This window comes from Pseudoalteromonas rubra, assembly GCF_004212645.1.
Taxonomy (GTDB): domain Bacteria; phylum Pseudomonadota; class Gammaproteobacteria; order Enterobacterales; family Alteromonadaceae; genus Pseudoalteromonas; species Pseudoalteromonas rubra_G.
The window spans coordinates 62233-88063 of record NZ_PPUZ01000001.1 but is presented as its reverse complement, the minus strand read 5'-3'; the positions used below and the strand labels follow the sequence as shown (position 1 = coordinate 88063).

Here is a 25831-nt window from a genome sequence, read left to right as displayed (position 1 = left end):
GCACATACGTACAAAGCCCTAACTGTATCAAGAATGGAAGTTAAACATGGCTAAAAATGTACTAGGTGGAGCGCTGCAGTCTTGCTGCACAGATCCGTTAACTGGCTTTTTAAGAGATGGTTTTTGTAACACTAATCAGATGGATGTTGGCACCCATGTAATTTGTGCGACGGTCACTGAAGACTTTTTAACCTTTACCAAATCAAGAGGCAATGACTTAAGCACCCCCTATCCGGCCTACGGTTTTCCGGGCTTAAAGCCGGGGGACGGATGGTGTTTATGCGCATTAAGATGGAAAGAAGCTTACGAAGCCGGCGTTGCGCCGCCCGTCAATCTCGAAGCTACGCACGAGAATGCACTGGAAATTATCCCACTTAAGGTGCTACAGGCGCATCAACATTAGTTCATAGGCCCATTCATGCGTGGGCTTGAATGACCATGCTTGACGCTTACAGAAACCAGTCCCTGCAATAGGTTACTTGCAGGGTTTTCTAACTTACCTGTGGTTCGCGTCATGCAGGAGGTTTAAAAAACTAACTATCATGTGCTTATAGTCATTTAACTTTTTGCGTCCGAGTGACTTTTGGTACCTTTCTAAATGCCAAATACTGACCGCACTTAGTGCATATTAAACAAATACCGATTCAGAATTCTATCCAGTTCATCGGTTTTAAATGGCTTACCAAGGTGATCGTTCATACCAATATCAAGGTATTTTTCGACCTCACTTTGCATCACATTGGCCGTTAAGGCGATGATCTTAAGCTGTGACGCATCAAAGCTTTCCCGCACAATGCGAGTGGCTTCCATGCCATCCATTACCGGCATCTGAATGTCCATTAAAACCAGATCAAACGCGCCATCGCAGGCTTTGATTGCGTCGACAGCTTGCTGGCCATTTTCTGCCACCACAATCTCTAAATTAAACCGGTCAAGGAGTTTGGTGGCCACTATGCGGTTAATATCATTGTCTTCTACCAGCAATATCCGGTATGTGCGCGCATGAGCGGCCTCTGGTGATTCATCAGAGCTGACTGAGGGGATCTGCGTTTGGGTTGCCGTGTTATCGCCTGCTTCATCTTTGCTAAAAATACCGATCAAATCTCTTTTTAACAAAGGCTTGTAGAGAATCGGATAATCAACCGTAGGCGTTATACTTTGCTCTGAGTGTGCGGTGTAAATCACCACCCTGTCGGGCAATATCCCCAGGGCTTCAAGTTTTTCTAATAGCTCATTGGCTTCACAGTCTGGCAGTACCCAGTCAAGCAGCAGCATATCAAAGGTTTCGGATGACAATCGCGCTTCGGCTTCGGCGCCACTGAGCGCACGCGCGACCGTCAGCCCAACCGAAGTTGCAATATTGACACTGACCTCCATGTATATAGGGTCATCTTCAACAATCAGTATCGAGCCTGCCAGTACGACTTTATCTGCCGCTTCGTTTGCCACCGGCGCTTGGCTGAGTGTTGCCATCGGAAGACGAACCGTGAATGTTGAGCCAACACCGACTTCGCTGCTGACGGTGATCTCCCCTTGCATCAACTCTGCGAGCAGTTTACAAATGGTCAAGCCCAGCCCAGTGCCGCCATAGCGCCGTGTGGTCGAAGACTCGGCCTGAGTAAAGCGCTCGAATAGCTGCGCGACTTTGTCCTGCTCAATGCCGATGCCGGTGTCACTGACCGAAATCTCAATCCAGTCACTGGAGGCATCTTTAGGTTGCCGGTGGACTCCAAGTGTAATTGACCCTTCTTCCGTAAATTTAGCGGCGTTAGATGCAAAGTTCAGCATGATCTGATTAATACGAACCGGATCGCCGACATACCATTCGCAGAGCTGAGGGTCGATATCAAAAATCAGCTTCACCCCTTTGGTGTTGGCTATGGGTGTGATCAGGGATCTCAGGTTATCCAGCAACTCTTCAAACTGAAAGGGGGTTTGCTCAATATGCAGCTTCTTAGACTCTATTTTTGAAAAATCGAGAATATCGTTAATGATGGTCGTCAGTGCATTAGCCGAAAAGCGCACTTTCTCCAGATAATTTCTTTGTACTGAGGTCAGCTCCGTCGCCAGCAGAATATCTGTCAGACCCATGATCCCGTTCATCGGGGTTCTGATCTCATGGGACATATTTGATAAAAACAATGACTTGGTCTCGGCTGCCTGGTTAGCCTGCACATTGGCTTTTTTAAGGCCGCTCATCAGGCGTAATAACACGATAACAACCAGGGTAAACACCAACACAAGAAAGAGAAAAATCGAATGTATCATCTGCCAGTAAACAACATCGACTTGCTCACCAAGCTGCTGGGTGTCTTTCAGAATAGCGGTAGATAATGTGCTATTTTGCACAGGAACCAGCAAGTTGGAAGCCGTTAGCGCGTTTTCCAGAATGAAGGCGATATGCAAACGCATTACCCTGAAGCTGCGGTCTTCCTGTTCAAATTGCTCAAGCGAGGTCATGGTGTGTGCGAGCTGCTCTCGTACCTGCTCAATAACAGTGTGCGAATTGGTCACCTGCAAATTAGACACCAGCGCGGCGCTGTGACTCACCACGGCCTGAGCCTGCGCCGAAAATGCGCTTTTTTCAAGCTCCTGTTTTGCGATGTAACGATAAGAGGTCTTAAGCATTGAGGCCAGCTGCATATAGGTATCTATGGCATCGTGAAACCGCGCAACCGCCTGGCTCATTTCATCGCTCAGTAAGTGCTGCGACGTCAGCTCATTATATACACTCTCAAACTCCAGTTGCTTTTGCGCATGCCGGTCAAAGTGATAAATGTTGCTGTCCATCGCAGAGAGCGTCTCGAGCGACAGCTCAGTCGTTGCCCGGTTGAGCCGCGTTTTCAGTGCCATTTTTGCCTGGGTATTTTGCAGCTGCTGGTATTGCTCAATGACCTGAGTGCCCGTCCACCAGATCAGCAAAAGTACTGTGACTTCAATAATATATTTCACTCTTTCAATGACCTCGGAAGTTCGCCGGAAAAAGCATGCAGTAAGGCTTCCAGATCGGCCACATCCTCATCGCTGATCTCAAGCCCCAGCTGCCCTCTTGCCATCAGCCGGATGGCATCCGACAATTGCGCCACCGAGCCATTGTGAAAATACGGGCCGGTGTTGGCGACATTACGTAAACTCGGTACTTTGAAGACAAACCTGTCTTGTTCATTGCGGGTCAGCTGGTATCTGCCAAAGTCGTTCAGAAGCTCACCGGGCATATGGTCCAGGCGGCCCATTTTCTGATAAATATTGCCCCCGATATTGCGCCCCTGATGACAAGTCACGCAGCCAAACTCAACAAACTTGCGATAGCCGCGCTGCTGTTGCGCACTTAACGCTTGTTTGTCCCCGAGCAGATAGGCGTCAATAGGAGTATTTTCAGAGACCAGTGACATCTGAAAGGCCACGATGGCCTTAGTAATGTTCTCGGCTGTGATGCCATCACTCGACAAGGCTTTAAAGCTGCTTACAAAGTAAGGCTGCTGGTTCAACTTGCCTATCACCTGAGGCCAGTTACTCGCCATCTCTAACGGGTTGTGGATAGGCAATGGCAGCTGACTGGTTAAATCCGCGCTGCGCCCGTCCCAAAACTGCCTGAAATTAAACACCGCATTGATAACGCTGGGCGCATTGCGACTGCCCAGTTGCTGATCTATGCCCACAGAAACGGGAAAGCCATCGTCTCCGCCATTATATAAATCATGGCAGGATGCACAGGAAGTGGTGTTGTCAGCCGAAAGCAGCGGGCTCTTAAACAAGGCTTTGCCAAGCTGCACCCAGCCTACATCGTATTGCTTTATCCGCGGCAGTGGTTGGATAGCCGCATCAACCCATTGAGGTTCATAACTGACAAGCTCTAAACTGGTATAGACCGAAGACTGGCTGTGGCGATGCGGATCAGAAAAGTAAAACTGAGCGGTGAGAAGCAGAAATACCGCTATCAGCGCGCTAAATACAATCACCACATATTTGCTACTCATACATCAGACGTCCTTGAAGCGACTTTTAAGCCGGTGACAAAACGTAAGTATAGACACTTAAATCAAAAACTTCTCACAGCGGCAAAGTGAGTATTCGTGGTATTTACAATCGAAACAGACAAAGAAACAAAGATGAAGTTGCACACCCCTAACAAGGGTGGGATGGTACATACGGGTATAGGATAGTGCTCTGTCAAAGCCTTTTAGCTCTACCCCAGTAACAGGCAAAGAAACGACTTACACAGTGAACTATCCAACCATAGCATTCTGCGCTTTTCTGCTCATTACACTACTGTTTGCCCAACTGCTTCAAAAACGCCAGTTTCTGCTGCTCTTGTGCACTGGGTGTATAGGGCTGTCGTTTCAGATCAGACAAATCCACTGTCTCCAGCGAATACGTATCCACTTTACTGCGACCAAAACGTGCTTTTTCCTGCGGTGAGCCAGACATGCGCTCCACCACGAACGTAGTCAGTTTTAATCCTGTTGCCAGCTCTGGTAATACGCTTTGGTGAATTTTAAGTGGCAAAGTCTGCACACCTTCACTTAAACGTTTTCTGGCAACCACATGTGACAAGGGCTGCTCGCCTGCAAACAAATTTGCTCTGATCCGATAAATACCGGCTTCCTGCACTTTGAGTCTGGCGTCAACCAGCAGATCGCTCCCCTGCACCCGCGCCTGCTCCAGATTCAGCAGCTCGGCACTGGGCTTCATATACTGAACTTGCGCGACCAGCGGGATTTCGTCTCCTCTGACATGCGCACGAACAGTCAGTTGCAATTCCCGGGGAAAGTCTTTCTTTGCGGATATGCTGGCAAAATAGCGACCTTCTTGCTCTATCAGGCTTTGGGTAGTCAACACTTTGTTGCTCTCTACTTCGCTGACAGATACGCTGGCGCCATAAATATCACTGCCCGTCAGCACTAACTCTATCGGCTCAGGATAAACAAAACGATACTGACTGACCTTGAGCGTCAGTACCTCGTCTATGTTCTGCGTCGGAATAGTGACAGGATAAAAGTGATTGGGGGTCAGCCTGTCGACATCTGCCAGTGTGAGCGGCTGGGAGTATGGGGCATATTGCAGCTGCTGCGCGTACAAATCAGCGACTTGCGCTGCCGCCTCCGTCATGGCAACGGGCACGTGACGCTCACGCTGCGCATCCGGTTTGGCCTGAGCCGCAATGATTGCAGCCTTTAGTACTGGTTTTTCATACTCTGCGGGGTCCTGCGTCTTAGCTTTGACTCCAGGCTGAGTAGGCTCAGCGTCATCGCTGAGCCACCAGTAACCAAGCCCGATTGCCACACACATCAAAATAATGAACATCCGGGGCTTCATACCTGTCTCTCCTATTGCATTGCGTTCAGCATCAGGCGAGACAGGCTGTTATTTGCTGAATTTTCAACATAACGATAGGTACTCTTCCAGAACCAGGCACCGGTTTCTTCATCGTAAGTGTTGAAGTTTACGACATTGCCATCAAGCAGCTGTCTGCTGGTCAGAGCCGCAGTCACTTTGCCTTCTGCACGGTCGTTGATCACAGAGAAATGATCGTATTTGTCACTCATCAGCATAGGGTAGTGATGTGGCATAAACCCACTGACCGCATCGCTTTGAGAGGCTATCTTGCCGCTGGTCGCAATGCTGGCACTACAGCTGCCAAAGTCGTCGGCACGGCTCGCGCCACACGCTGAGTGGGTTGCAACAACGCTGTCGTCGGTGCCTTTAAGGAAAAGCTTGGTGGCCCCCAAAAACAGCGTGCCATCGGCGACAAAGCGCAGCCTGGGCGTTCTTGCTTCTGGTAACGCCGCAATTTGTCTAGCGTTGTTCACTTTTAGGTCGTTAAGCACACCCAAACGGCCTTCAATGGAGCCGCCCAGCCAGGCCGTAATAGCAGCTTCAAGCAATGGGTTTAGTCCAGCTGTGCCTTGCGCCACACTAACGGCTAAATCAGCCAGCTCACTGCCACCACCAGCACCGGCGATATCAAACGTGGCGACAATATTCAGCGGCGCCAGCCCGGCATTTTCAAGCCAGTTAGCCTGATTATCTAACAGATAACGAGCAACCAAATCGCCCGTAGAGTGAGTCACTAGAATGCAACCTGGCTGACAAGTGCCCTGCTGTGACATTTGTTTTAGCTTAGGCCAAACGTAATCGCTGGCAATCTTGCCTTCAATGCGCTCTAAAGCAGGCCAGTCAATGCGCACATCCGCATGCTGCGCCCAAAATTCAGACCAGTAAGACGCGCCATCAGCGGGTACATCAATGGGGTAACCAGACGTAATTTGGCTGGTCTGAAGACCGTGAATAAGAACAACTTTATAACCACTTGCAAACGTATTAAATGCCACCGAACTTAGCAGGAAGAGCCAAGACAGACGCAGAAAGTATTTGATTTTGTGCTGCATAATTTCCTCTTTATCCTATTAAAATCATTGTGTTCTGTGACCAGTCTTCAGATTTATGCCGCCGTGCAATACTGCAATACCACATACGGTTCACTGGGTATTAATGTGCAAGAATAACACTCATCTGACGTCTGACCTTTTAGTTAAAGCGAATAATAAGCTAATGAGTATATGATCAAAAATCAACCACAAAGAGAATATAAGTTAAACTTTTATTAACGTTTGTAATTTAGGTAATAGGCAATCGGAAGAGATTGAAGGTGTGCGAAGTGACGAGATATTTGGACCAAGATCATTGCAATTACCGGCGATTAGCCGGCAATTTCGACCCGATCTCGTCCGTGTGATTTGGCCAGATAGAGCGCTCTGTCTGCCAGTTCAATCAGGCTCTGCCAGGGCGCGCCGTCTTTATATAGCGCTATCCCAAAGCTGGCCGTGATCTGTCTGATAGGCTCACCGGTTTTTTTATCTTTGACCGAAAGCTTACGAATATCCTGACGAACCATGTTGGCAAAACTGACCGCCTCACTGACACTGCTCAGCGCCAGGGTCAGGCAAAATTCTTCACCACCATAGCGATAAGCATCGCCACGACCTTGGGCATGATGTGCCAGTTTTTCAGCCACTTTACGAAGAATATCATCGCCTTTTTGATGACCAAAATCGTCGTTAAAGCGTTTAAAGTGATCGATATCGACAAATATCAACACTTTCTGCTTACTTCGCGGCTGGGCACAAAAGCTCATAATATCTTCATCGAACTTGCCACGATTTAACAGGCCTGTAAGCTTGTCGGTATTGGCTTCTCGCTGTGAAGCAAACAATGCTTCTTTGAGTAACTTGATTTCGTCGTAAGCGACTTCCAGTTTACTTTGAAAGCCCAGTGCATTTTGCTGCATGGCGACGGCTTCGCGGGTTAGCCGGGATACGTATTCCAATACTTCATCATAGGCACGCGGATCATGCTCCGAGCCGCGCTTTTTCAGGCTATGCAATCCATAATGGCACTCAGACAGAAAAGCCGAAAAATCCTGCGAGGATTCCAGGGTTTCACAAATTCCGCTTTGGACCTGATCTATAGTACCCTGAAAAGAATGAGAAATTTCATGAAACAAGGCCAAATCTTGCTGAGAAAGGTACTTATCAAACAGCTCTCTGGCCAGATGTGGCGGGCAACTTTGATAACGGGCTAAAATCTGATCAAACTCAACATTCAGCTCAGGCTGCGACCCCACGACATAACAATAACAAATAGAATAGTTCAGCGGTGTCAGTGGGATCCGATTACGGATCATAATGGGGAGCGCCTGTTTAAGGTAATGCGCAGACTGAGTCAGTGTTGTATCAAATTCCATAAAGGTCCATCAAGTCACATTGTCTGGTGGCAATGTATTATTGTTTATTTATTGTTCTACTTTTGGAGCCAAACGCGTGCAATACTAAATAATTAGGAAAAATTAATCAATCATATCGTGTCATTTACAAATAAATTCACTTTACTATTCGTGGAGCATAAAAAATCCCCACTCGGATATTTTTAAAATAATTTATTCAAACCTTTGATAAAATTAAAAAATTTTGGAACTCCCCATATTTAAGTCATCTTAATTATTGCTTATTACCATACAATGACGTTTTACTTACTCAGTGCCAGACGTGCTGATAACGCAATAAACAAAGTCCCCAGTACTCCGTCAAGATGAACCGCCCAACGTTTTATTCCTTTAAAGCGCGTTGCTATGGTTTTCGCCAGATTGCTAAGCGCAGCGGCAAACAATAGATTAACGACAAAGGCAAACACACTGAGCATCAGTCCAAGCGTGATCAATTGCGTGCTCAGGTCATGATCCGCAGTGGTAAACTGAGGTAAAAACAAACTAAAGAACAATAGCGCTTTAGGGTTAAGTAAATTATTAAGACACCCTCGCTTTATCAGCTCTGCGCCTTTAAGGCCCATGTCGGCCAAATCTGTTTTATCCTGAGAAGGGGCCATACTGCGATGTTTGTACCAATGCAGTAACATTTTCACCCCCAGATAAGCCAGATAGACGGCACCAATTAACTTAACTGCCAACGCCACCAGGGGCATGGTTTGCATTATCTGGCCGAGGCCAAAAGCCACCAATGCCGTTTGTACAAAGCCTGCAAGCAGGATCCCCAACGCAATATATGCCCCAGCCCGAAACCCTTTCGTTGCAGAATAACTGGATAACAGCAAAAGATCGGGACCGGGGCTTATCACCAAAAAGAAGATGGTCGTGAAAAACAGCGGTAATAAGGTGAGATCTATCATGCTATCCCGGGGCCCAAAGCCATTTTAAGATATGAGTTATGATTTAAGTGTACCCATTTAAATACATAAAATAAATCATGGTTGCGAGGTTTTTGCGCTTTGTACAGGCGCTTCTGCCCTGTCTTCGCGCCTGAGATCGTTAAACAGCCCCAGCTGCCAGGGACGCATGGCCAGAAACAGGCCCACGCTCTGGCGTTTATTCAGCGGCAAACGGGCGTCTTGCTGATTAAGCTGAGCTACCTCTTTGGTGAGCTGCTCCAGGCGACGTCGCACCACACTGATGGTGGCCTCACTGTAGCTGCCGCGTAAATAAAACCGAAAACTATCCTCACGGTTAAAATCTCCCTGTAAAAACTTGGTCAGCACCTGCTGTTCAATAAAGCGCTCTAGCGGACCGCCGGGGATCCAGCGAAAGTCCTGCGCAACCAGCGATTTATAACGATTGTTGGGCAACAGCTGGATCATGTTCAAACTATCTAAGCGTGCCAGCAAGCGAATACACTCAAGCTCATCAATTTGATACTGAGAGACAATGTCTTCAAATTGCCAGCCATCTCTTACGCACACCGCCACCAAAAACAGTTTGGGGTTTTCCATCAACTCCTGCTCCTGATCCTGGGTGAGCTGGCTCACCAGTGACTGCTTTTGCTCGCCGAGCTCGAACAAGTCCGCCAAAGACAACTGCATCAGGTCGCAGATCTGCTCGAGCCGTTGCAGGCTGAACTGCTCTGTGGCGAACACGCGTTTAACATTGGCCTCGCTCATATCCAGCGCATTGGCGACCTCTTTATAGGTCAGTTTGTGCTGCTTCAATAGCTGTTTAAGCGTTGAAGTAATTAAAGGGATCTGGCTCAAAGTATTATATTCCTATACTTACAGTCTCTGATTACTATACATATTAAATTTTAGTATACAAATATAATCCCTGCGCTAAATTGGAAAACAAGTCAACGCAAGCCACATGGTTTGTTTACCAGGAGGGAAAAACATGACTCACTTACTTCGTTCAGTTTTGTGTACCGCACTATTAGGCATGGTCTGTACGCAGGCAATGGCCAATGACAGCCATGCATCACAGGCCAGCCATCATGGCAGCCAGGCCAGTAAGTACAGTGCACTTAGCGTTGGTGAAAGTGCCGTTGCAGGCGCAAAAGTGTCTATGATTGCAGTTGCTATCCCCGTTGCAGTAGTCGGGTTCAGTGCAATTTCAGTAGGTATGGCCAGTACCAGGGCCGCAGCAGACTTATCTGACGCCGCCAGCCCAAAACCTTTACCTATTTGTGACGATGTATTAATTGCAGGACCGGCACCGGCGCAGGCGCTTAACGAGGAGCTTTAACAATGAAATGGATACAAGGAATGTGTATGGCCGCAGCAATATGTGCCAGCACACACACTTTTGCAGGCAGCCAGAATAGTAGCGAAGCTCGCTTTGAAGCAAAGCAGATTGCTCAGTTTGCCAAACAGGTCGAGCGTTATGCCGCAGCCCAGGGCGCACACGTGTTTGTTATCGGCCGGGTTGGTCGAGCGCTGGAAGACTTGCCCAAGGGCATCGAATTTACCCATGTCGCACTGGCGGTGTATTCCGAACTCACAACCACCGAGGGCGAGAAGAAGCAGGGCTATGCCATTCACAATTTATATCAACTGAGCGACGACCCCGGCACCAGCCAGCTGATAGTCGATTACCCGACAGACTTTTTCTGGTCAGTGCATGACCTTAAAGCAGCTATTGCGGTCCCCAGCCGGGCATTACAACAAAAGCTGCTAAACGCCATTGCGCAGGGGGTACCAGAAAAGGTCCACAATCCAAGCTACTCTGTGGTGGCCAACCCCTTTAATAATCAAAAACAGAACTGCACCGAGCATACGCTGAATGTGATCAATGCAGCTTTATATAACACCACAGACATGGCACAGCTCAAGGTGAATACGCGGGCCTATTTTAAGCCGCAAACACTCAATGTCAGCCGTTTTAAACTGGCACTGGGCGCGTTTTTTAACGAGGGTATCGACAGCAGCGACCACCAGGGTAAGGTCAAAACCACCACCTTTCGCGCTATCGCCCAATACCTGAACGACAATCAGTTGCTCACGCACAGTACCGTGCTGACACCGAATGGACCGGTTGATTTGAAATACCCACTTTAGGAGAACAGATTATGACGCATTCAACCCCTTATACACCAAGTAAAGCATTTCGACTGGCCTCTGTGGCAGCCCTGCTGATTGGTATTGCCTGTTATCTGATTGGTCTGTTCAACGCACAAATGGCCTTAAACGAAAAAGGCTATTACCTGATTGCCCTGCTGTATGGCCTGTTTTCTGCGGTATCACTGCAAAAGTGTATTCGTGACAGGCAGGAGCAAATCCCGACCTCAAACATTTATTATTTACTGAGCCTGGCCTCCACCGTGCTGGCCATCGTTTTACTGGTATTTGCTCTGTGGCGCGCCGAGTTACTGCTCAGTGAAAAGGGCTTTTATGGTATCGCGTATCTGATGAGCCTGTATGCCGCTATTGCCGTTCAAAAGAACGTTCGGGATAGTCAGGGCTTAGTGGCAGACACTCCTGCACCAACCGCGAATAGCACGGAAGGCGAGGAGTAAGCAGAGATTATACGGCCGCGCTGTGCGGCCTTATAACATATAAGGATTCTCTCCTCTTGGTTCATTGCTATCAGCAGGCGCCAGTTGCAAGTTCTCAAGCTTATTAAGAACATCTGTCAGCTGCTCACTCAGTACCACGTCCTTGCTCTGCTGCGATGCCTGATGCATACGACTGAGCAATTCGGTCACCGCACTGAGCGCCTGAGCACTGGCATCATCACTGTAGTTATCTACCTGCACATTAGCCGACTGAATACGCGCAAGCTGCGTCGTCAATTCGGCGATTAGTACCTGCTGGGCATCACCTTGCATCATCTGTTCAGACTGTTGCTGGCTGATCAGTGTCGTCAGCACTTTATCCAGTGCGCCCTGATGATGCTGCAATTGTGCAGTGGACTGCGCCAGTGCATTTGTTACACCCTGGGTCTGAGCCGACATGTTAGTCTGCTGCTGCCTGAGCAAAGAATCCAGCGCCGACTTCAGCGTTGCCAGGTTGCCGGTAGCAAGCTGATCGCTTTGAGCCATCGCCTGGCTGACCGTCTCGCTCAGTGTCTGCACCAGCTCACTTTGTCCTGACTGCTGATAGGCCACCAGCACTTCGAGCACTTCTTTGAGCTCAGCCTGCCCCTGACGAGTAGCGTTTTCACTGTTCTGCGCGACCGAGTTTATTGTCTCAGTGATGGTCTCCAGCCACTGTGGGAGCTGCTGGTTTTGCGCCTTGTGCTGTTCAGCAAGTTGCTCCAACGCCGTCAGGATGGCTGGCTGCTCAGCCTGTCGGGTCAGTTGTTGCAGCTGTGCGGTCACGCCCTGCTCACCAAGAATCGCTCGCAATCCTTCAAACTGCTCACTGTAATTGTGACTCAGCTGCGCTTTATCCAGACGAGAGGCTATCTGTGATAACGCCCCGCTCACTTCGGCCAGTTGCTCAACCGCCAGTAATGCCGGACTTCCCGCGTCATTAGCCCGATTAAGGCGTGCATAGTCCGCCTTGATCTGAGCCCAGCGTTCACTTTCTTCGGCTGTGAGCGTGTCGCGCAGTTCGCCCAGTTTTAGCAGGTTTTCTTCACTGCCCTTACTCAGTGTTTGCGCTTCACCCCGATAGTGATCCTGGATCAGGTTTTCCAGTTCGTCCTGATTCATGGCGGCGACTACCTTTTCGGCCATCTTGTTCATGTTGCGGTAACTGCCCTGCAACTTAAATGGTGGCTCAGTCCGATAGTTATCGTCCTGCGCTGCCGAGGCAATATATTGGGCGTTAACTTTAAGCACGGTTTCGCGAATGACCAGTAACTTCTGAAGCACCGCTGTAATTTCATTGGCCTGGGCCTGAGAGTAACCATATTCCAGCTCGTTCAGAGAAATGTCTTCCCCTTGCGCGATACGGACCAACTTGTACAAATCAGCCATATTGCGGTTTGCCAGTGGCGCCAGCACGGCATTGGAAGTGAGTGCATTTTCCACAAAGCTCATGGCAAACTCTTGCTCGCACCCGGCCAGTGTATCGCCCAGGTTGTAAATGTCAGCCCGGTTCGCCAGCATGTCCGGGATCTTAAAGCTTTCACCCGATTCGGTATACGGGTTACCCGCCATCACTACGGCAAACTTTTTACCACGCAGGTCGTAGGTTTTACTCTTACCATTCCATACCCCGTCAATGCGCCGAGAGCCATCACACAGCGAAATAAACTTTTGTAAAAATTCCGGGTTGGTATGCTGAATATCATCCAGATAGAGCATTACGTTGTTGCCCATTTCGAAGCTCTGGTTGATCTTATCTATCTCTTTGGCGGCCGTCGCATTAATCGCCTGAGACGGATCCAAAGAAACCTGATCGTGACCAATCGACGGGCAGTTGACCTTAACAAAAGTCAGTCCAAGGCGGTTTGCCACGTACTCAATCAAAGTGGTTTTACCATATCCCGGCGGCGAGATAAGCAACAGCATGCCCATTAAGTCGGTGCGCTTGGCACTGCCTGAGGCACCGATTTGCTTGGCCAGGTTATCGCCAATGATCGGAAAATAGACCTTATCTATGAGCTGGTTGCGCACAAATGAGCTCAGCGGTCTGGGCTTAAACTCTTCCAGTTGCAGGCGGGCTTTTTGCGCCTGCAGCACATCCGCTTTTAACTGCTGATAGCGCTGATACGCAGGTAAAGCCTGCTCAATGTAAGCACTGGTACGCGCCAAAAACTCAGCATAATCGAGCGCCAAAGTCTGCTCTTCAATACGCAAGTGTTGCCCCATCAAACCGGATACGTGCGTCTGCGTCTGAACATCACGCACCTGATAACTGAGGCCCGTATGCTCCATCAGTAACAAATAATTCGCGGCTTCTATCTGACAATCGAGGTTCGCGTCATGTTGCTCGCCATAAGCGCTCAGCCAGCCAAACGCCAGGCGGCACTTTTCTGACAAGGTGGTTAACTCAGCAAAGGTCTCTTGCAGCGTCTGCCAGAAGCCTTTGGCTTTAGCCATACTCTGGAACTGCTCCGCCAGTTTGAGTGCGTCTGCCTGCACTTCAAACTGTGGCTGGCCGTTACTGCTTGCCGCCAGCATCTGAATGAGATATTCAGCGCTCAGTGGTGCAGAATAACGTGCCAGACTCGCAGTATAATCACCCAGCTGCGCTGCAAAATCACTAAGCTGCTCACCTAGCTCACCAATCAGTAACTGGTTAAAGCGCGGATCGCTAAGCGTAGTGGCCATCAGTTGCGCCTGGGTTGCCTGGCGTTGCAGCGGCTGTAACTTATCCTGATCTAACACAGAGACAAACAGCTGAGCCATCACCCGACAGCTGGCAGGATAAATTAGTAACCCCAGTTCGCTTTTTTGTTGCAGTAACACGCTCAGGATCTGCGTTGCATCAAAGTCATGAATGCCTTTTTCATAGCCTTCCTGATACCTGGGCTCAGCAAACGCTTGCACTAAGGTCAGTAACGAGTCTTCTTGCTGCGCACGCTGTAGCTGCTCTATCGACAGTTCAGATTCACCTCGTTGCGCCGCACGCAGGATCTGAGCTGCCAAAAACTCACCGCGATAAATCTCTGCACTTTCGGATGGCAAGGTTTGCGCCCAGTAATCCGCGGCCTTTGCCAGCTGTGAGCGGGCCTGCTGATCGGGAATCACATCGAAGTACTCGGTCCCGGTCAGGTGCAGCATTAGCTCGTCATCGCGAGGCAACAACGTCAGGTCCAGCACCTGTTTATTAACACTAAAGCCATGCTTGCCGATTTTGACGGTTTTACCGCCATCGCTATAGATATCCTGTTTATCTCTGAGTGATCGGATCCCCTGATCTTTACTGGCTTTGAGCTTAGCGGCAATGTCGTCTGCTTTAACCTCGTCGCCAAGGTCTTTGAGCTCCTGAGTCAGACTGCGTAGTTTACTGATCATAGGATCAGAGGCAAAATAACTGTTTATCTGGTCCAGCTCAGTAAAGCTTTGGGTGCGACGGCTTACTCCCTGTAAAATCCGCTCAGCAGCGGTTGCCAGATTCAGTGCCCGACGTTGGCGTTCATCAATCAGCTGCTGTTTGTGCGCCTCAAAACTTTCGTATACATCGTCCCGCTTGGCCAGGATCTCTCCGAGAAATTCATCATACTCACTGAACTGGGACTCCAGCTCCTCAAGTTGTATAAGCAACCGAGACAGCTGCTCGTCACATTGCTCAGGCGTTTTAGCGGCGCTCAGGGCACTGGTGATACTCTGACTGAACAACTTAAAGCGCGCGGCAAATTCGGCCTTGGCTTCAACACTCCCGAGACTTTTACGACGGATCTCGACGGCGGCTTTGGCCCGATTCACCAGTGCATAAACAGCGCTCACGTCTTCGAGAATTTGTGTTCTGACCCGGCTGTCTTCAATCTCCAGATCCAGCATAGTGTGGTTTAGCAGATCCAGCTCGCCGCCCAGTGTTTCCAGTGCACCAAGGTAACCCTTAAGTTCAGTGACACTGTCGCTTTGCTCGCTTTGTGTATTAATTTCCTGCAACTGCGCATAATACGGCGCCAGTGCTTTATCCTGCTGCAGAAAATTCGCCGTGGCATAGCTGAGTATGCGGGTCTGCTCATCAATACTGCCTTGGATAGCGCTCAGCACGTCCAGATTGATGTATTTCACTTCCTCCAGGCTGATCACTTTGCCCTTGAGCAGTTTCAGCGCCTCCAGACTGGCCACAAACTCACTGGCTTGCTCAAAGCTGTCGGGGCGAACCTCACGTAGTATCTGGTGACTTTCCTGTTCAATATCCGCTTCAGCCTGTCGCGCGCTTTGTTGGATCTGGCTGACTTTCTCAAACTCATCCAGTACCTGCTCGGAGGTTTCAAAGATGTCATGCAGCTGCGTATTAATGGTGCTGAAATCCGCTTCCGCCAGCCAGTGATAACGATCGAGTATCCCCCGGGTATGTGAGATCAAATCTTCGTAATGGAACACACTGGGGTTTTGATCGCTGACGGCCTTACAGACGCTATATAAATCTGAGATGGCCCTGACCAAGTCCGGGTTGCCGATGCGACCAAACACACTCGTGGGCGTCGGCGCATTGGCAGCAAACTCGGCTGAACAAAAGGGGCTTTGCCAGATCTGGATCGGGTGAACCCGCTCGGCTTCTTCCTGCTCTGCTTTAAAGGTCAGTGTTAAGCCATCTTCATAAATGCCATAACCGTGACAATAAATGGGGTTTTGTAGGTTCTTTTCGATGATGTTGTAGGCAAACAGCGCATAACGACCTTCGGTGGGCTCATAAAACACGTACAGCACGTCTTCACCATTAGGCGATTTCAGCTGACGATGAAACTCCAGGTCATCGATTTTATCTTCGAAATAGCGGGTCTGACCGGATTGCAGATAGTAGCCCCCCGGAAAAATAATACCGTGATCTTCCGGCAACTGGACGCAAGCCTGACCAATGGCGTCCTGCCTGACAACCTGCTGTGTTCGGCAGTTATAGATAAAATAACGCCACAGTTTTTCACGGTAAGGCAACACCTTGAGCAGGATAAGCTCCCCGACTCGGGCATAATGCAACTCACAGTCTGCCAATGACTGATTGCTGTCTTCCACCGCCTCGCTGTATATGCCTTCACCCGTTTCAGTGCTGTTCTCTATCTTTATCGTCAGGTCGCCACCGACGGTTTCGACAAACACAGTATCCAGCACATTAATGTGCGGGTGTCGGCCTTCCTCATGCTGGGCACGGTCCGTCTTGATCCATTCAAAATCAAAGCCGCTGTGCTCTGAGATGTCTCGTTCACCACGGTTATCTATGTAATCGAGTGTGTTATCCGCAGCAATTTGCCAGCGAAATACCCTGACATCGCTGAGCCTGTCACCAATCTGAAACAGCGCAAACAACTTGCCACCCTGCACAAACAAATGTTGCAGCCGGGTTTCTTTGTAATAGGTATAAAGCTCCTCAAAGTCCCGCAAAAAGCGGGCGTCAGTCAGAAACTTGGTCTCTGCAGGGTAAGGTTCAACCTCATAATGGTCGTCTTGTAACACCAGCTTGTGCACACTAAATACATCACTGACATGCGTGCTTTGTTTGAGGCCCATAAAGACGTTGTAGGCGAAGATCAACTTATCACCGATCAACACAATATCTCTGGGAATACAATTGTGCTCGGTGCGGACCCGGGCGCGGCCCTGTACTTTCAGCTCTGTGCTGCCAAAGGCGTCAATACGCTGGCTATTGAGCGCATCAACCTGAGTGCGTAGTTCACTACCAAAGTTACTCAGACGGCGCTTTATCAATTGATAGGAGCCCTGCTCCAGCGCGCTGTGTGATGCAGTGTCCTGGCTTGTTGGTTCCGTCATATCACTTTCCTGTAATCATATCCGGTGCGCGATACCGGTTCGCTATCACGCACCTTAAAAAACATTGGGGCGGCGCCCCGGCGCAGGGTTTATTCCTGGGTTGTGTTTTTAGCTGAATTACCGTTCAGTGAACTGCCAAGCAGGCTAAGTAATTGTTGTTTCTCCGCATCTGACGTATTGCTCAACTGCTGAAAAAACTTGCTCATATTGATGTTCTTCAGTGTCTCGGATGAGGCATTAGCCCCCGCCAGCACGCCTTTGAGGTCGTCCATCAGGTTGCGCTCGCCGTTAAGGTGATCTTTAAATACCGTCTGCATCGTCTGGCTTTCATTGACCAGACCATCGATGGATTTACCCACAGTAATAGCATTCATAAACTGGTTGAAGAACTGGCCATCACCACCCATAAAGTTGATGTCAGCATCGCTCAGCGCCTTGGCCAGCACTTGTGCCTGATGAGCCGCAATCTCTTTGTTCGCTGCCAGCTGTGCCAGGGTTAGTTCTTTTTGCTGGTTCAGTTGCAGTGTAAAGCCTTCGTAGTCCCGGGCATCTTTATCCATAGCATTAAGTGCCTGAAGCTTCTCTTCCAGACCTTTAGCTTCGGCCGACATTCTGCGCTCTAGGTTAATCGCTTCCGCTTCACCCTGCTTCTCCATTGCATCGGCCATCGCAGTTTGTACTTCGGCCTCTGCCAGACCGATATCACGCTTACCATGCGCTTCTGCTTCAAGCCGCTGCTGTAATACTTTGGCATCGCTTTCACCCTGCAATGCATTCGCCTGCGCTTTCGCTTTGATCACTTCAGCTTCGGCCAGACCGGAAGCTGCGGCCTCCACTTGTGTGGCTTCTGCCAGGATTTTCTTCGATTCCGCCTGTTGATTGGCAATGCGCAATTCAGCTTCTGCCATTTTCTCCATTTCACGGGCTTTAAATTCCGCAGCCTGCTCTTGTGCTTTGGCCGCTTCAATGTCTTTCACCAGCGCTTCTTCGGCTTCGGCCTGGGCTCGGATCACAATGGCCTGCTTATCACGTTCAGCGGCAGCCAGTGTTTGCACGTCTTTAATGCGTTCTTGCTCCTGCGCCACCGTTTTTTCAACCGCAACCCGATCGCGCTGTACATCGGCAATTTCTTTGCGCTCTACTTCCAGCGCTTTCTCTTTGTTAATGCGCAGGATCTCGGTTTCTTTTTCCCGCTCAATCACTTCAATTTCACGTGAACGCGCTACTTTTTCTTCCTCAATAGCGAGTACCCGCAGGCGGTTTTGCTCCGCAATATCGACTTCACGCTGCCTGTTTTGCTCTGCAATCTGGATTGCTTCATCGGCCTTGAGGCGCGCTTCTTCAGCCTTCAGACGCTCTTCTTGCTTAACGCGCTCAGCTTCGGCCTCTTCGCGTGCCTGAACGGTTTCAATTTCACGCTTTTGCTTGGCCATGGCGTCTTGTTTCTGACGCTCAATTTCCAGTGTTTTTTCCAGCGCCGCCTGATTTTGGATCTCAATTTTCGCCTGCTCGTCACACTTTAACTGGTTCGTTTCAACGTTTTGGGCCGCGGTTTTTTCCGTAATGCGACGAATACCTTCCGCATCGAGTATATTGCTCGAGTCCAACTTATGAATTGAGGTTTGCTCAAGATAATCGATGGCCACATCTTCTAAGGTGTAACCCGACAAGTCCTGACCAATGACTTCTTTGATGCTGTCGCGAAATTCGTTACGATGAGTGAACAGCTCCTCAAAGTTCATCTGCTTGCCCACGGTTTTCAGCGCTTCAGAGAACTTAGCTTCAAACAGCTCTTGTAGCGTTTCCGGCTCTGACGCGCGCGCACAGCCCACTTGTTTGGCAACCCGCAGTATGTCTTCTTTGTTTTCGTTCACGCGGATATAAAAAGTGATGGCAATATCAGCACGGATATTGTCTTTACAGATCAAGCCACTGCTGTCGCGGCGCTCCAGCACCATGCGTTTAGTGGAAATATCCATCACTTCCATCTTGTGGATCACAGGATAAACAATGCCGCCCGTGGTGGTGACATCAGGTTCATTTTTCATTTTATTGATGATCAGGGCATGCCCCTGCTCCACCTTTCGATAGAATTTACCGATCAATAAAATAACAGCAAAAATGACGACAATCGCAGTGCCGACTATGGTCAAAACTGGGCCAAGGTTATTTAAAAATTCCATATTTCTTCCTGATTAATTTTTATAGATTATTCCCGAGCGCTTATCCGGCGCCATTAAAAGTTGAGCCATCACCAGGGGTTAGTGACGATAGTGTAGCTATGAGTTGTTACGTTATGTTCTATCAGCAAGGCTTTGTCACCCTGACTGAAGGTATTTTCTTCATCACATCTGACCTCAATAAGCTGCTCGCTGCCCTGATGGGAAACCCGTGCCTGGCCAAATGTGGCGGTTACTTTTCCTGTGGCAATCACGCATTCCAGTCCAACTAACGCATCTTTACCGCTGGTTTGCTGACTTTCAAATAAGCCGCGCAGAGGTCGCACGGCAGCTGCAGCCAACGGCAATGCCAGCAGCAGGCTACCCAGCATAAATGCGCCGCCTGTCAGGTAAAACATAACGCCGTCGCCAAGCAGGTACGCAAATAGCTTTTGAGCGTAAAAGCTGACTACCCAGCTCAGTGCAACAATTAAGCTGATCGATACAGTCAAAGGCACGCCACCAAAGCCCATTTGCCACAAAGAACCGCCGTCAGCACTGCCTTCGGCCTCGATATCGGCATCGCCGTCTAGCATATCGGGGTCGGCAAAGCCTGCCAGAGAAATAAGCCAAAACAGCAGTACTATTAGCAGCAATGTAGAATAGACCACAGTGGGAAAAGTGAAAGCCGTGTTTAAAAAGTCCATATTTCCTCCTTACACGGGCAATTATTATTGCGTTCGCATAAACAAAATAAGCTCTGCGAAGTAGTGGTTAACTAGGCACATGATCAGCGCTTAATTTGTAAACCTATTTACAAACAGCGCCCGGTCCGCCTGGCTGAGTACACTTCAGTTGCCTCAAATCAGGGCAGGTGCCGTGTGTACAATGGGAAGATTACTACCCACCCTCTCAGTTAGAGTTGTCTGGTCAGAAGCACATCCCTGAAAGTTTAATCAGCCTGCCTAGCACACCATCAATCTGCCACATTGCGACATAATATGTCAAACGCTTTGTTGCAGATTACGAACTTAGGTAGCCACTTTGGCCATTCTTTACTTGCATTTGAGTCCTGTTAAGTTTAAATGACAGGCACAAGGATCTGATATTGTGAGACATCTATGGAAAATTTACTGAGCGCACGGCAACTATTACTCGTTGCCCTGTTGCAGAGCTTTTTACTGATCATTCTGCATCAGTCTGTTGAATTCGAATTCTGGCCGGGCCTGTCACCACACTGGCTGTTTGCGGCTTACTCCCTGGTTGTGTTTCTACCCTCAACACTCATTTATTCAAGCTTTACTCAGCTCAAGCGCGCTTTTTACACTCAGCTCGGCACCTATGCTCTGCTGTTCACACTGTGCGGCTATTACATTGGCAGCCAGCTGTTACCCGAGCGCGCACCTTTGCCCTCGCAAGCCTGGCCTTACCCGCTTATTGTCTTCCTGGCCTCGGTGCTGCTCGTTCCCTGGATAACCCAAAATGCGAAGGAAAACTGGTTGCCCGACTACGACACCTTAAGCCGCGCTATGGGGCGCTTTTTGCTGGTCTTTGCAGCGGCGCAGCTATTCACTCTGTCGGTGCTGATGTTGTTGATGCTCTGGGCCGGACTGTTTGAGGTTATTGAGATCAGCTTTTTTACCGAGCTGTTTTCAGAGCCCTGGTTTTACTACCCGGCCATCACATTAAGCCAGGCCATTGGGGTGATCCAGGCCCGTAGTCGCAGCAACCTGGCCAGTCAGCTGTTCGCCATTTGCCGTAACTTTGCCACTTTATTGTTGCCAGTGCTGGTTGCCGTGGCCTTGCTGTTTATCATCGCGGTGTCATTCAGCGAGCTGGAGACTCTGTGGAAAAATGGCGGCAGTGCGCTTATCTTCGTGCTGGTCGGCGCCATTGTGCTGTGCCTGAATTTAGCGCAAGACACACTGGCACAGCGCCTGTGGTATCGGCGCTTTATCGCGCTGGGACTGGTTTTGCTGCCCTGCTATCTGGCGCTCAGCGGTTGGGGGCTACAGCTCAGAATTGAGCAGTATGGACTAAGCCTTGCTCGTCTGTGGGCGGTGCTCATCGCGCTTATCAGCATGGCAATTTGCTTAGGGTATGTCTGGCAACTGATTGCGCACAAAGCCAACTGGCACACCCGGCTGAGCACGGTTAACCGCCCGGTGACTTTATCTTTGTTTGCATTATTGATAGCGACCCAAACACCTTTGCTCGACTTTCGGGGCCTGAGTGTTGCCTCTCAGGTTGAGCGGCTCACAACGGGCATCACTCAGCCTGGGGATTTCGACCCTCGCTATCTGGTGAACGAACTGGGAAAACAAGGGCTGCAAGCACTCGAGGCACTGCAACAGGAAGTCAGCGACGAGCAACTAAAACGCCGGATCGACACAGCACTGGCTCTGGAAACACAGCCTTTGACCTCGCAAACCCTGCTGGCACTTATCGACATGTCTGAGGATGACAAGCGGGCACTGCCCCAAGCGTTACAAAGCGCACTGGAAAACTTTGCCGAGCACAATACACATTTGTTCGATGACGCCACGGAATTGCTACTTAAACCTATTCAGCTAGATAACACACCCGAACCTGAGTATTTGTTTGTAGCCAGTACCCAGCAAAGAGTCGAGCTAAGGGTTTTTTATCTGGGTGTGATCGATGGCAAGCTGGGCTGGCAAAGTGGCTATATGGAACAAAAGGTATACGACAGGCAATCACAGGATCTGCTCGATGCACTCAGATCAGACAACTTTGAGCTGACCGAGCCCAGGTTTAAGGAGCTCAAAGTAGGTGGGCAACGCTATCAACTAAACAGCCCGTTTTAACGGGCTGTGAGTTTTGCTTTAAGGTGGTTACGCACGGCCGGCCATTCACTGGCTAAAATAGAGTAGACCGCCGTATCACGAATAGAGCCATCCGCCAGGATCTGGTGGCTTCTGAGCACCCCGTCCAGTTTGGCACCCAGGCGCTCAATGGCTCTGCGTGACGCATGATTGAAAAAGTGTGTTTTAAACTCTAACGAGAGCGCACCGCACTGCTCAAACAGGTTTTCCATCAACAGCAATTTTGCCTCGGTATTCACTGGTGTACGACGCACCGCTGCGCTGTACCAGGTATACCCGATTGAGGCGCGCTTGTGCTCGGGTTTAATGTCGTAGTAGCGCGTAGTGCCGACGATATGGCCGCTGGCAATTGATCTGACGACATAAGCCACCTGATCGTCCGTACTCTTACTAAGTGCCTTTTGTACATAACTGGGCATTTGCTCCGGTGAAGGCACATTCGCATACCAAAGCTTCCAGCTTTGGCCATCCTCCACAGCATCTTGCAGATCCTCTACGTGCTCCATTGAAAGTGGCTCTAACCGAATATAACGTCCTTCGAGAGGGGTATTTTGTATCCACATATTTGGCTCTCTATGATGACTGATAGGCTTGTTTAAACTGCGCATATTGCGTTGATTTCATGAAGTTTTCACTATTTGCGATATCGGCCAGCTGTTGCTCAGAAAAATGGATAGCAAAGGTTTCTTTCATAAAATTCAGCAACTCAACGGTATAGTCGTGCTCGTCGCTGATCAGCGCAACCTGTAGCATGATCAGATAGCCATAGGCGCCACCAGTGTGTCGATACAGTCCGTCAAGTGCAATACCAAACGCTTCGCGCTTATGGCCTAAATACGCATGCACCATGGCTTTTTCCATTAAAATTGGCGGACTTGAACGAATATCGTCAGGCAGGTGTTCAAACTCTGTCAGTGCCTGTTCGAATTGCGTCATACTGCGAAACAGGTTTGCTTTGAGTAGCCCGTGATACACATCCTCGCTGTCTTTGAGCAAAGTCTCGCAGAACAGCTGGTGCTGCTCACCCTCACAGGTTTCAAGGGCGCGGAACAAAGTTTCATGCACAATTGGCAAGGTTTTAACCTCAGCTGGGAGTCGCTGATACTGTTCGAGCGCTAACTGCGATTCTTTCTTTTTCAGGTGCTCGGAAACCACCGCTATCGCTTCTTCATGTCCCGCTGATTTAACCTGTTGATCATATTCTGCAAAAAAACGCACCAAACTGGAGCGGTAACTCAGGTTATTGACGTCCACCAGTCTGTAGTCCTGTTTGGTCAAAGTGATATCGACCAACGCAAAGGTGCCATTGTTGTGGGAGAAAATATACCGGCTCAACCAGTAGTCACCCACTTCTCGGCTGTGGCTGTATACAATATGTTCAAAAGAAGCCAGGCCAATGATTGCGCCGATCGAAATATAAGCACTCTTCATGGCAAACTTTGGGTCTGCCACACCCAGTTTATTTTTCACGTAAGCTTCACTGGCATGTCGGTCGATCATGGCCAGCAACACATCCTCATCGGGGTTTTTAAACAAGTATTCCAGCTTTTTGTTGGCTTCGTAAATGGTGGCCGAAGTTTCCAAAAGCGTGGCTTTGTTGGTCGACGCACAGCCAGACAAAACACAGATTAAAACCAGCAGACTCAATAACCGTTTCATAGTGATTCTCCGACAAATTTCATCTTGGTTTTATTTTCAAGCTGTTGGATAAAGTCCTGAAATAAGGTGTAGTTAGGGTTAGTCTCAACCTCCATCACTGTGCCACCAAAGCCGCTATACTTGTTTGCCTGCTTGATCTTACTAAGGTGAGCAGGCACCGCCTCCACCGGCACAAATTCCTGCAAAGCTTCATACCGGGCATGGAAAGTTACCCGGCGACGGTCGTATTCCATGGCGCTATCAATTTGCACATAAGGGTCGGCAAAGGATTTCTGATAAGCCAGCGCACTAAAGTCCACATCTACCGGCATCAGTAACGTCACACGCTGAGACAAAGATAAAGGGTACGCCTTTGCCAGCGGCTGTTTACGACGTACCGTTTGAGGGAGTTTAACGTACTGACTGACATTGCCAGCCGAGAGATAAAACTCGGCGGCGCCATTTTCTCCCGGTTGCCAAAAATCAGGCACCCAGTAAGACTCTACCACGGTGATGACATTATCCCGGCGATTATCGCTAAACGAGATAGGTGTTTTTACCTGCACGCCCGGATAAAACTGCGCGTAGTAGTTCAAAGAATGTTCCTGAAAAACCTTTTTCTGCGATGAGGCCAGCTGATAACGCAGGCGCTCCGCCTGCCAGCCATAGTACTGAGATTCAATCCGCCATTGAACCGGCGAGACATAATCCGGTGCAACGATCATTTCATTGATATCAATACCATGACGGGCGGGCTTGATATTCACTTCAGTCAAGGCATCGGATTGGCTGTCCACCAGCAGTGCACTGCCATAGTCTGGCTGGTGTAAACTACTCAGGCGGCTTCCCTGATAGTTAATGGTCGGGTCAACCCAGTATGCTTCACCGTCCAGAGTAAAATGGCTGATCACATGGTTAAAGGCACTATGAGTGGGTAAATACTCACTTATATAGGCGCGTTTATCCGTAGAAACCAGAGCTGGCTGGGCGTCAACATCCAGTGCTCGCAGCAAGGTATTGAGCAACAATGTTTTATCTTTGCAATCGCCAAAGCGTTTCTCAAATACCTGATGAGGCATATTAGGTTGATGCGAATTCACGCCTAATTCCAGACCGAGATAACGGATCTCATCCTGCACAAACGTGATCGCCTGCTCAATGGCTTGCTGTTTGGGTAAGGCTTTTAATTCATTAATATAGGCCTTAAGGTCAGGGCTGTGCTCGGTTTTAACCTTAAACAGCTCAGAAGCCCAGGATTGTACTTCAAGCCAGGAATTAAACTCGGTGAACTGAATATAAGGAAAAGGACTAAACCAGCCGGGCAGCTCGTTTTCTACCGTGTGCGCGATGCTGTTTTCAACTTTCACGGTATAGGTTTGCGTGCCCTCACTTTGCTGGTGCTGCACCTGTGTATTAAGGTTGCCAAATACTTTATGCGCCACTTGCTTATCGTCAGGCAGGGTCAGTTTAAAGCTCAGCAAGTCAACCGCCACACCCCAGCCCAGGTTGTCAAAGTAAGTGAAACGCTCACCCAGAACCGGGTTGCTACCCGATAAGCTATAGCTGTAATCAAGTTCATCGCCGACCCGAATATCCTGAAGCAAGATCAACGCATCAAACAAGCCCAGATACATGTTGTTTTTCTGGTCCTCTTCGGCATTGATCACTTTGATGTCCTGCGCGGCTAACTGGTAAACGGCTTTGCCGTCTCGCCATACCGTGACATTGTGAAACACCAGTTGCTGATAAGCCGGATTAAAGCGCACTCTGACCGTACTGCCCTCCTGCACCCCGGCCGCATCGGTAAACACAAATCGATTATGAGAAACCGCTGTTACACCAGCGGCATCGCTCACCTGACGATCAACCAGGCGATAATGAAGTGGTTTTCTTAAGCTTTCAGGTAACGCTGGCAGTGATTGCTTCGACGCCCAAGCCGGGGCCGATGAAATTGTCACATCGGGACGTTCACCGAGCGCCCTGACAGGGTTAAACCAAACCATCAGGACGATGGCGAATAGCATGTATAGTTGCTTCATAATACTCAACTTTTTACTCTTCCCTGAACAGCTGACTGTGGCTC

The 25831-nt window shown here is 49.3% G+C and carries 18 protein-coding genes; 5 read left to right on the top strand and 13 right to left on the bottom strand.

Translation table 11 applies throughout. The annotated features are described in order from the left end of the window. Positions 1 to 46 precede the first annotated feature (46 nt). Positions 47 to 403, top strand: coding sequence for a DUF2237 family protein (locus C3B51_RS00280; protein WP_130243778.1), 357 nt, complete (start codon positions 47 to 49; stop codon positions 401 to 403). A 215-nt stretch (positions 404 to 618) separates the two neighbouring features. Here the strand turns inward: C3B51_RS00280 and C3B51_RS00275 are convergent, their stop codons facing one another. The 7 genes from C3B51_RS00275 to C3B51_RS00245 all read right to left on the bottom strand — a co-directional run bounded on the left by C3B51_RS00275 (position 619) and on the right by C3B51_RS00245 (position 9537). Further along, positions 619 to 2952: a hybrid sensor histidine kinase/response regulator gene (locus C3B51_RS00275; protein ID WP_130243777.1), complete on the bottom strand. Its 2334-nt coding sequence runs from the start codon at positions 2950 to 2952 to the stop codon at positions 619 to 621. After that, positions 2949 to 3977, bottom strand: coding sequence for a cytochrome-c peroxidase (locus C3B51_RS00270; protein ID WP_130243776.1), 1029 nt, complete (start codon positions 3975 to 3977; stop codon positions 2949 to 2951). Before C3B51_RS00270 ends, C3B51_RS00275 begins: the two co-directional genes overlap by 4 nt. A 289-nt stretch (positions 3978 to 4266) precedes the next feature. Then, positions 4267 to 5316, bottom strand: a complete 1050-nt coding sequence (locus C3B51_RS00265; RefSeq protein WP_130243775.1) for a hypothetical protein — start codon at positions 5314 to 5316, stop codon at positions 4267 to 4269. 11 nt (positions 5317 to 5327) lie between these two features. Further along, positions 5328 to 6389 (bottom strand): hypothetical protein, encoded by a 1062-nt coding sequence (locus C3B51_RS00260; protein ID WP_125720457.1) that lies wholly within the window; start codon positions 6387 to 6389, stop codon positions 5328 to 5330. 311 nt (positions 6390 to 6700) lie between these two features. Further along, positions 6701 to 7744 carry a GGDEF domain-containing protein gene (locus tag C3B51_RS00255; RefSeq protein ID WP_125720460.1) on the bottom strand — a complete coding sequence of 348 codons (1044 nt, stop codon included), beginning with the start codon at positions 7742 to 7744 and terminating at the stop codon, positions 6701 to 6703. Between the two features lie 281 nt (positions 7745 to 8025). Continuing rightward, positions 8026 to 8682: a LysE family translocator gene (locus tag C3B51_RS00250; protein ID WP_130243774.1), complete on the bottom strand. Its 657-nt coding sequence runs from the start codon at positions 8680 to 8682 to the stop codon at positions 8026 to 8028. Positions 8683 to 8757: 75 nt separating this feature from the next. Further along, positions 8758 to 9537 carry a helix-turn-helix domain-containing protein gene (locus tag C3B51_RS00245; protein ID WP_130243773.1) on the bottom strand — a complete coding sequence of 260 codons (780 nt, stop codon included), beginning with the start codon at positions 9535 to 9537 and terminating at the stop codon, positions 8758 to 8760. Positions 9538 to 9670: 133 nt separating this feature from the next. Here C3B51_RS00245 and C3B51_RS00240 point away from each other — a divergent pair, with 133 nt between their 5' ends. The 3 genes from C3B51_RS00240 to yiaA are packed head-to-tail and all read left to right on the top strand — an operon-like array spanning position 9671 to position 11291. Beyond that, positions 9671 to 10021, top strand: a complete 351-nt coding sequence (locus C3B51_RS00240; protein WP_125720467.1) for a hypothetical protein — start codon at positions 9671 to 9673, stop codon at positions 10019 to 10021. Between the two features lie 26 nt (positions 10022 to 10047). Next, positions 10048 to 10833 carry a DUF2145 domain-containing protein gene (locus tag C3B51_RS00235; protein WP_240701824.1) on the top strand — a complete coding sequence of 262 codons (786 nt, stop codon included), beginning with the start codon at positions 10048 to 10050 and terminating at the stop codon, positions 10831 to 10833. Between the two features lie 11 nt (positions 10834 to 10844). Continuing rightward, on the top strand, positions 10845 to 11291 hold the full coding sequence (gene yiaA / locus C3B51_RS00230) for an inner membrane protein YiaA (RefSeq protein ID WP_130243771.1): 447 nt from the start codon (positions 10845 to 10847) through the stop codon (positions 11289 to 11291). Between the two features lie 30 nt (positions 11292 to 11321). On the opposite strand, the gene C3B51_RS00225 is transcribed toward yiaA, so the two are convergent. The 3 genes from C3B51_RS00225 to C3B51_RS00215 form a co-directional block, all read right to left on the bottom strand. Continuing rightward, positions 11322 to 17108, bottom strand: a complete 5787-nt coding sequence (locus C3B51_RS00225) for a DNA repair ATPase (protein ID WP_130243770.1) — start codon at positions 17106 to 17108, stop codon at positions 11322 to 11324. Positions 17109 to 17197: 89 nt separating this feature from the next. Continuing rightward, positions 17198 to 19291: an SPFH domain-containing protein gene (locus C3B51_RS00220; RefSeq protein ID WP_125779372.1), complete on the bottom strand. Its 2094-nt coding sequence runs from the start codon at positions 19289 to 19291 to the stop codon at positions 17198 to 17200. Positions 19292 to 19359: 68 nt separating this feature from the next. Further along, on the bottom strand, positions 19360 to 19974 hold the full coding sequence (locus C3B51_RS00215; protein WP_130243769.1) for an OB-fold-containig protein: 615 nt from the start codon (positions 19972 to 19974) through the stop codon (positions 19360 to 19362). A gap of 414 nt (positions 19975 to 20388) precedes the next feature. Here C3B51_RS00215 and C3B51_RS00210 point away from each other — a divergent pair, with 414 nt between their 5' ends. Continuing rightward, a complete protein-coding gene (locus tag C3B51_RS00210) occupies positions 20389 to 22092 on the top strand; it encodes a DUF4153 domain-containing protein (protein WP_130243768.1) in 1704 nt (567 codons plus the stop codon). On the opposite strand, the gene C3B51_RS00205 is transcribed toward C3B51_RS00210, so the two are convergent. From C3B51_RS00205 to C3B51_RS00195, 3 genes are read right to left on the bottom strand one after another with little or no spacing between them, the layout of a single operon-like run. Then, entirely contained in the window at positions 22089 to 22673 is a 585-nt protein-coding gene (locus C3B51_RS00205) for a GNAT family N-acetyltransferase (protein ID WP_130243767.1), read from the bottom strand. The genes C3B51_RS00210 and C3B51_RS00205 overlap by 4 nt on opposite strands. Before the next feature lie 10 nt (positions 22674 to 22683). Further along, positions 22684 to 23769 (bottom strand): hypothetical protein, encoded by a 1086-nt coding sequence (locus C3B51_RS00200; RefSeq protein ID WP_130243766.1) that lies wholly within the window; start codon positions 23767 to 23769, stop codon positions 22684 to 22686. Beyond that, the gene (locus C3B51_RS00195) at positions 23766 to 25787 is read right to left on the bottom strand and encodes a DUF3857 domain-containing protein (protein ID WP_130243765.1); all 2022 of its coding nucleotides are present in this window, start codon (positions 25785 to 25787) and stop codon (positions 23766 to 23768) included. The genes C3B51_RS00200 and C3B51_RS00195 overlap by 4 nt, the downstream gene beginning before the upstream one ends. Positions 25788 to 25831: the final 44 nt, after the last annotated feature.